The following is an 8317-nucleotide window of genomic DNA, read 5'->3' on the forward strand; positions in this document are numbered from 1 at the left end:
ACTATTTATTTCAATTCTATAGGTACTTTAACTTTTGCATAACGTACTTTTTTACCGTTCTCTTGAAAATAGTAATTTGGATAAGTTGCTGTCGCAATTCCACAAGATTTAATATTACGTTTTTTTAAATAAATCGATAGATCTTTAAAAATCTCAGTATTTGGATATTCCCAGTTCTCATTAATAACAACTGTATTTAAACAATGTTGTCTTGGCATAACTCTTGCATCTTTTAAAAATTCTTGAGGAAGTTGATTATAAATAATTTCGGGTATCACAAAAAACCACTCTGTTACACTTTGTGAAGAATCATATTGTTTTACATCTGTTACTTGTGCTTGACTAATGAATGGGAGATATTCAAATAATTTTGCATAATATCTTGGATCATCTTTAGTAAAACAAAATTCTGATTGAGAAATTTTCGCATAAGGTAATAAATAACATTTAGGTTCAACAGTGATCCAATAGTTCCCAATATTATAAAAATCTGTTTCTGACTCAACCTTTAAAGTTGTTAAATAATCTATAAGATTTTTAGTTTCCTTTACTTCTGATTCTAATTCATAAATTTTATTATTTAAAATATCCGTTACTTTAGAAACAGGTATACCTTCAACATACTCTACTGATTCTTTCATAGAATACTCTATCTTTCGATTATATAAACATGCTAATAATGAAATAACATCTTTATTATCTAAATCACGATAGTTGTTTTGACTTATTCTTTTTGGATAAATCACTCCTTCTTTTTCATAATAACGTATTGTATCTGTAGATATGCCTAACAATTTAGCAGCTTCACTAATTTTCATAATATGATCTCCTTAACATTAAAGTTAGTCCAATGTTTTATTGATATAAAATTATATCATACAAGATTTATTTCTTCAATTTTGTGTATTTTTAGAAGATAATGTACCTAAATTAGATAAATAAGCCATCCTTGACTATAGAGTTACTCCATAAATTATAATTTATATATAATCAAATATTTGGAGGTAGAAAAATGGAAAATCGTGTTGTATTAGTTACTGGTGGAGCAAGTGGAATTGGAAAAGGTATGGTTCGTATGTTTGCTGATAGAGGTTGCCAAGTTATTATTTTTGATGTTCAGGATGATAAAGGAGAAACTTTAGCAAAAGAATTATGTGATCAAGGAAAAAAGGTTGTTTATAAACATGTAAATTTATTTGATATTGATGAAATCAAAAATGCCTATGTATGGATAAAAGAACAATTTGGAAAATTAGATTATGCTATGAATAATGCAGGATTTGGTATTCCAGCAAAGCCACTTGATGAATGTACCAGTGAAGAAGTTAATAAAGTAATTGGAATTTGTTTAATTGCTGTTACAAATTGTATGATTGAAGAAATAAAAATAATGAAAGAAAATGGTTTTGGGCGTATTATCAATACGACATCTGGTGCTGGATTATTAGGAATCAAAGGAAACTCAGTTTATTGTGCAGCTAAGCATGGTGTTGTGGGTGTTACAAAAGCAGCTGCTCTTGATTACGCAACATCTAATATTACTATTAATGCTATCGCACCAGGAACTATCGAAACTGAATTAGTAAATTCACTCAAAGAAATCGCTCCCGATGCTTATAAACAAGCAGAAGAATCAAATCCAAGTGGTCATTTAGGAAAGCCAGAAGATATTGCTAATGCTGCAGTATTCTTATGTGAAGATGCATCATCTTTTATAAACGGTGTTGTACTTCCTGTTGATAGTGGTTGCGTAGCTGGAAAATAATAAAACTAAATTCGCACAAAGGTATTGAATTATATTATATTCATAAATGCTTTGTTTTTCAAAACAACTAACTCTAAAAGTTAGAAAAGGTAAGGATCTCTCTCATCCTTACCTTTTCGTTTTGATGCAATTGTTCTCTAATTTGCGATCAAATTAGAGCATTACATATTTTAATATGCAAGTTCATTTCAAAGCATAGTAAACATTGTACTCATTTTCATTTTACAAAAAAACCCAAATTGAAATATCGATTTGAGTTTTTTGAATTTCTCTGAATAAACGTATAAATTAACGTTTTGAGAACTCCGAAACCTTATAAAATAAGGGTTTTAAAGTCTTTTTGTTGCTTACTTGTTACATTGTTAAAACATCTCAAAACAACATTAAACATGACTAAATATTATTATGAACAATAAGATTAAGTAACATTTTCATTGATACAAGATTTTTTTAAACAAGACAACCGAAAATTAATGAACCCTGATAGCAATATATGTCGTTTGAATCTTCTAGGCAATTTGCATACACCATTAAATCTTTTTTATAAGCCGTAAAAAGATAATAATTCTTCTAAAGAAATGTAGATATTCTTTTTTTCCAACAAGCTCTTTCTTTCATAATATAATTTTTCTATTAAATTTCTGGCATTTTCGCCATAATGAATTTCATTATGACAATTACTACATAACGATACTATGTTTTCTTCTATATCAATAGAATATTCAAATTTATCTTGATAAGCCATTGGTATCAAATGATGAGGTTCAGTATAAGGGACGCCATCTTTCTTACGATTAAAAGTCTTATGATTTTTATCAATTTCACATGAAAAATTAGCAATACCTAATGCATTAATAGCAACTATTTTATTTCTTCTATATACTTTATTAAATCTATTTTCAACCAATTTTGGTTTAGGCTTTAAATCTTCTGAATATGAATATATTTTTGATGAATCAATGGTCATATCAGTTATAACTGTTTTCAACATATCATCTAACTGATTGTTTTGTTTCACTACTTTAACACGTTCTTTATTCTCTTCAAGTTCATTAAGCCGGTTGTGAATATATTGACCAAATTCTAAAATATTTCCTATTTCATCATATAGTTTTCTTGGTCCTTGTATATTTCCCACAAGTCCATTGTTATGTAAATCTTCTATCGTTATTTTATTTTTATCAAAACGTTCAATAAGTTTAAAACGTGCATACCTTGAATGCTTTCTCCCATTTTCATATTCATTCATATCAGTCCAATAAATCTTATCGTCTATAACATGATCACCTGTGATATTAGTCTCAATAACTTCAACCAAAAATTCGATAGCACTTATTGGTTTAGTAGAGTAAATAAACACTTTATCTCCTACAGAATAATTAGCATTTTGCTTCCAATCAATATATGGTAATTCGTTAAACGCTCTTAAATGATCATATTTATTATGATTAGCTGAGATCAACCATTCCAAGAAAATCTACTCCCTTCTCATATAATATATTTTATTATAGTTAAATGCGATATTTCGTGCAACATGAATAACACTGAAAATTATTAAACTATGTCATAATTTATTCTTAAATAAATATTATTAATACTTTAATCTAACTTTTTTTCTCATTACTTAACATCAACAACTCACCAAAGCACAAAAAAACTCAAATCAAGTTTTAGCCGATAAATAGGGGCTTTTGCTGATTTGAGTTTCTTTGAATTGTTTTGAGTATTCCCAAAAATTAACGTTTTGGTATTTTACGGAGAATTGTAGTAGTGTTGAAAGCCTGATTTTATCGGGCTTTTTTGATTTATAATCACGTATTGTTTCTTTATGCTACTTTGTCTCACCTTTATAAATTCTATATATGTTTAACTATATATTTGTTACAAAGCTTTTAATTCAAAAATATTAATTATTATATTAACTAAAAATTGTTCACTGTAATTATTTAACATGCTAAGATATATTTATATTTCAATGAGGAGGCGAAACATGAAAGAAATTACAAATAATTCAATCTACCATATTGTTGATGAGAATTTTTTAAATAAATTCAATTCAAATCAAAAAATATTTATGGAAAACTTATATTATTCTTACTATCTCAATTATTGTAAAAATAACAAAATAAATCCTAAAAATAAAAACACTTTTTTTACAAATATGCGAAAACAAAAAATAAAGTTAATTCAATCTATGTGCCCTTTCTGCGGAAAAATTAATTTAACTATATCTACCGAAAAAATAAAAGAAATTCAAAAATATAAATATTGTACAAATTGTGGTAAAAAAAGTGTGTATCATAATTCTTTAATTAATTTAAGCCGATTTATAAGAATATTTACTCAAAATAGAATCGCTTTAGATTTTATGAAAAAGAATAATGAAGAATATGATGATGAAACTCTTACTTTCGATATGTATCATCTAGAAATAGTTGAGTTAACTTCTATTATTGAAGTAAGTTTAAGAGATTTTTTCTACTTACTAGTTAAATTAAACTATAATTTAATGGAAAATAAATATTTCTTGAATGTTTTAGACAAATACACTGGTAATGATTTTATGAATATTCAAAAAGCAAATAATCATTACAAAAAAGCTTTAAATATAAATTTGAAAGAACTTATAAATGACAATAGTTTTAATCTATTACTTGATATTTGTTCAATCAGGAATGTTGTGATACACAACAATGGATTTATTGATGAAAATTTTTTAAATAGTAAATCCTATAAAAAATACAAAAACTTAATCGTTGGAAATATGTTATTTTTAAATGAAGAAATTATTAAAGATTTTTATTTTGCTGTTACAAACTTACTTGAAATTCTAGAAACATTATTTAATCAATATTTTGAAAATAATATTCATTCACTTATTGTCAATTACTACTTTAATCAAAGGCAGTCTAATTAATAGTTTATTGTAATTTCTGCAATTAGGCTATTCTATTTTATTTACTGCATCTATCAAGTCATTGTTTGTAAAATGAGTATAAACACTTTCAGTTATCGTCATTACCCTTTTATGACCAACAATTTGCTTGATTATAGTAATATTCACTCCAGAATGTACCATTAAACTTATAAAAGTGTGTCTACAACAATGTGGAGTATAAGTTAATCCATGTACTTTCATGATTGGATCAAAGTATTTAGCTCGATAGTGGCTATATACTAAAGGTTTGTTATCTTCTGTAGTAAACAAAAATTCACTATCGTTTTTGTTTAACCAAATTTCAAAAAAGGCATGATTTTATCTGCAATTGGGACTTTACGAATACCATTTTGCGTTTTACTTTTTACAATAACAAAATATTGTTCATTAAGTCTTAGATTTTCTTTTTTCAAAGAAATTAATTCGCCAATACGAATTCCTGTGTAATTCAATATCAATATTATTTGATAATATGGATCTTCTTTATATTCCCATAGGAGTGATATTTCTTCTTTTGTAAAAATTACTTTTTCTTTATCTACAGAAATAACTCTTTTATATTTTTTTATATTTATATAATCAGCATAATTTCTATCACATAAATCATTACTCATTGCATATCAATATAAGTGTCTAAATAATGACGCCAATTTTCTTAATGTTGGATAATTTTTTCCGCATTGATCAATTACTAATTGTAAGTCATTGGTTTTAATATAAATAAATTTTCTCTTATGTAAAGTAGATGCAGTAATAAAAGTTGCCTTATAATCTTCCATAATTGGTTTATAATTAATGTAAAAGTAATCCTCAACCCATAAATAATAGATATCTTCAAAAGTAGGTAAAAGAAACATCGTCTTATCATTTGCATGATGATAACGATTTAATAAAATAATTCCCTCCTCTCTTGTTGATACATATCCAATATATTTGTACTTCGTTCTAGATTTTCCATCTTTAGCTATTACTTTACCTTCTGGAACTTGTACTAGATATGGATATCTTCTCCTCCTTTTAAGTTTCTTCACTGTTCATACCCTTTAGGTAATCTCTTGTCTTTCTTAGGTAGTGCATATGTTTTATTACATGTCATATTTAATCATCCTCCTTATTTATATTGACATTATGATTCACCACATTTCACTATTTATGAGAATGTGGTCAATAGATAGTCTAATAAATAATAGATTGATTTTGCTACCTTATTGTTACCTTATGAGCGAAATTTAGGGTTCTTGAAACAAGAAAAAAGCCCCAAAAATGGGACTTTTCCTTGATTTTTCCAATACGATTTCCTATCGTTTTGAGAATTGTGGAGCACGACGTGCTTTTTTAAGACCATATTTTTTACGTTCTTTAACACGTGAATCACGAGTTAAGAATCCTGCAGCTTTTAATGTTGGTCTGTAATCGTCACCAGCTTGTAATAAAGCTCTAGCAACACCATGACGGATTGCACCAGCTTGTCCTGAGTACCCTCCACCATAAACATTAACAGTTACATCAAATTTGTCTTTAGTGTTTGTTAATTCTAATGGTTGATTAACGATCATGTTTAATACGTCTGATGCTAAATATTCTCTAGCTTCTTTTCCATTAATAACGAAATTTCCTGTACCTGGTGTTAAGATAACACGTGCTACAGAAGATTTTCTTCTACCTGTTCCTCTATATTGTACGTTTGCCATTATCTTTCACCTTACCCTTTCACTTTCATTTCTACTGGATTTTGTGCTGCATGAGGATGTTTATCACCAGCATAAACAAATAATTTCATTCCTTGTTTTCTACCTAAAGTGTTATGTGGTAACATACCTTTAACTGCTGCTTCAACAAATCCTGTTGGATTTTGTTCTAAGAATTGTTTAGCTGTCTTAACTTTAAGACCACCTAACCATCCTGAGTGACGGTAATATTTAGTGTTTTCTAATTTTTTACCTGTCATAACTACTTTGTCAGCATTGATAATGATTACATAATCACCAGTATCAACATGTGGTGTGTAAGTAGGTTTATTTTTCCCTCTTAACACTGTAGCAACTTCTGAAGCTAAACGACCTAATGTTTGTCCAGCTGCGTCAACTACATACCATTTTCTTTCGATTGTGGCAGCATTTGCCATTGTTGTTTGTCTCATCTTTTTCTTTTCTCCTTTGTTTATCCTTACCGGGGACTTTAAAAGGTTTTTGCCTATGAAACCTTTTTAATTATATGAAATCACAATATCAATGTCAACAAAATAATGCGACAAAATCGAATATTTTTTATTCCCTGTATTGTAAAATGAAACTGGAATTAAGGAATTGATAACAAGGGGCATGCCCCTTGTTATCAATTCGCGCCTGTGACATGCCCCTCATGTTTATTTTCTATATGAAAATTGTCCATAGAAATCGTATTATATTGTTACCACACTTTATAAGGAGATCTCTATGAACACTATTAATATATCACAAAAAACAAAAAATAAACATCTCGATTTTTCTCATTATGAGTATATCATCAATTCCTTGATTATGTTTAACGCTTCTTATTCTGGTAAGCGCAACATCGGTAAAACTCAATTTATTAAAAATCTTGCTTTGGATGTTGGTACTTCGGTTTCTAATATCTATTCAATTATCAAAGATGCTACGGTCTCTATTAGAGATACTCATCTCAATAAGCATTTTGAACTATCTGCCTTGGCTGCTTTTCAAAAAAGATCCAAGAATCATAAGATTCCTAACAATTCTAAATTTGATAAAGCTACCGATTTTATTTCTCTGGTTGAAAACGAAATCAAATCCAACAAGCTTTCTTCTATTGATGAAACCATCAATTATTTGATTATTCATCAAAGGGATAAAATTAATGATATGGAAACTGTTTCCACTAAAACCTTTTATAACTATGTTCATCAGGGTAAAACCTCTATTAAACCTATCGATCTTCCTCGCATGGTCAGAAGAAAAACAAAGAAGAACTGGAAGACATATATTCCTAAAAGACAAAAAGGGGTTTCTATTACTGAAAGGCCTGAATCTGTCGATTCCAGAGAAGCGTTTGGTCATTGGGAGGGCGATTTGGTTACTGGTCCTAGAGATGGTCAAAATGGTGCTTATCTTACTTTGTTGGAAAGAAAAACTCGATTTTACTATATGATCCCTATTTCTTCCAAATCTTCTAAAAAAGTATATATGCAAATCAACAAGCTTCACAAGTTTTACGGTGATAGCTTTAAAGATATTTTCAAATCCATCACTTTTGATAACGGTAGTGAATTTTCTAGATGGAAGGATATGGAAGTAAAACCTAACACAAAAGAAAAGAGAACCAAGATTTATTTTGGCAGACCCTATCATTCTTGTGACAGGGCCTCAAATGAAAACTGTAATGGACTTATCAGATATTTTATACAGAAAGGTACTGACATCAACACAATAGATAAAAAGACAAGTATTGATATAAATAACAAAATCAATCAAAAGAAAAGGAAGATACTTGGATATCTTCCTGCTGAAAAATTATTTCTAGATGAATTAGCTAAACTTAATGTAACTGAAAATACGATTTTCTATAAAAATTAGTTCCTATTTTCTCTTATTTCCAGTTTCTGCTTGCAATTCGGG

The 8317-nt window shown here is 28.3% G+C and carries 10 protein-coding genes; 3 read left to right on the forward strand and 7 right to left on the reverse strand.

Translation table 11 applies throughout. The features are described 5' to 3' along the window. Positions 1-5 precede the first annotated feature (5 nt). Positions 6-818 carry a MerR family DNA-binding transcriptional regulator gene (locus OCV55_RS10955; protein ID WP_147580632.1) on the reverse strand — a complete coding sequence of 271 codons (813 nt, stop codon included), beginning with the start codon at positions 816-818 and terminating at the stop codon, positions 6-8. A 194-nt stretch (positions 819-1012) separates the two neighbouring features. On the opposite strand from OCV55_RS10955, the gene OCV55_RS10960 reads away from it, so the two are divergent. Continuing rightward, positions 1013-1765: an SDR family NAD(P)-dependent oxidoreductase gene (locus OCV55_RS10960; protein WP_147580633.1), complete on the forward strand. Its 753-nt coding sequence runs from the start codon at positions 1013-1015 to the stop codon at positions 1763-1765. Between the two features lie 541 nt (positions 1766-2306). Here the strand turns inward: OCV55_RS10960 and OCV55_RS10965 are convergent. After that, positions 2307-3236 carry an HNH endonuclease gene (locus tag OCV55_RS10965; RefSeq protein ID WP_147580634.1) on the reverse strand — a complete coding sequence of 310 codons (930 nt, stop codon included), beginning with the start codon at positions 3234-3236 and terminating at the stop codon, positions 2307-2309. Positions 3237-3755: 519 nt separating this feature from the next. Between OCV55_RS10965 and OCV55_RS10970 the strand changes: the two genes are divergently transcribed. Continuing rightward, positions 3756-4682, forward strand: a complete 927-nt coding sequence (locus OCV55_RS10970; RefSeq protein ID WP_147580635.1) for a hypothetical protein — start codon at positions 3756-3758, stop codon at positions 4680-4682. A 27-nt stretch (positions 4683-4709) separates the two neighbouring features. Here the strand turns inward: OCV55_RS10970 and OCV55_RS10975 are convergent, their stop codons facing one another. The 5 genes from OCV55_RS10975 to rplM form a co-directional block, all read right to left on the reverse strand. Continuing rightward, a complete protein-coding gene (locus OCV55_RS10975; protein ID WP_267309914.1) occupies positions 4710-4973 on the reverse strand; it encodes a tyrosine-type recombinase/integrase in 264 nt (87 codons plus the stop codon). 20 nt (positions 4974-4993) lie between these two features. Then, complete coding sequence (locus OCV55_RS10980; RefSeq protein ID WP_147580636.1) at positions 4994-5317, reverse strand: tyrosine-type recombinase/integrase; 324 nt, start codon at positions 5315-5317, stop codon at positions 4994-4996. Positions 5318-5323: 6 nt separating this feature from the next. After that, entirely contained in the window at positions 5324-5734 is a 411-nt protein-coding gene (locus OCV55_RS10985; protein WP_147580637.1) for a hypothetical protein, read from the reverse strand. Between the two features lie 267 nt (positions 5735-6001). Continuing rightward, entirely contained in the window at positions 6002-6394 is a 393-nt protein-coding gene (rpsI, locus tag OCV55_RS10990) for a 30S ribosomal protein S9 (protein ID WP_022002675.1), read from the reverse strand. Between the two features lie 11 nt (positions 6395-6405). After that, positions 6406-6843: a 50S ribosomal protein L13 gene (gene rplM / locus OCV55_RS10995; RefSeq protein ID WP_022002676.1), complete on the reverse strand. Its 438-nt coding sequence runs from the start codon at positions 6841-6843 to the stop codon at positions 6406-6408. Between the two features lie 295 nt (positions 6844-7138). On the opposite strand from rplM, the gene OCV55_RS11000 reads away from it, so the two are divergent. After that, positions 7139-8275 (forward strand): IS30 family transposase, encoded by a 1137-nt coding sequence (locus OCV55_RS11000; protein WP_052010840.1) that lies wholly within the window; start codon positions 7139-7141, stop codon positions 8273-8275. The last annotated feature ends 42 nt before the right edge of the window (positions 8276-8317 follow it).

Source organism: [Clostridium] ammoniilyticum (assembly GCF_025566905.1).
GTDB classification, from domain to species: Bacteria; Bacillota_I; Bacilli_A; order Erysipelotrichales; family Coprobacillaceae; genus Faecalibacillus; species Faecalibacillus intestinalis.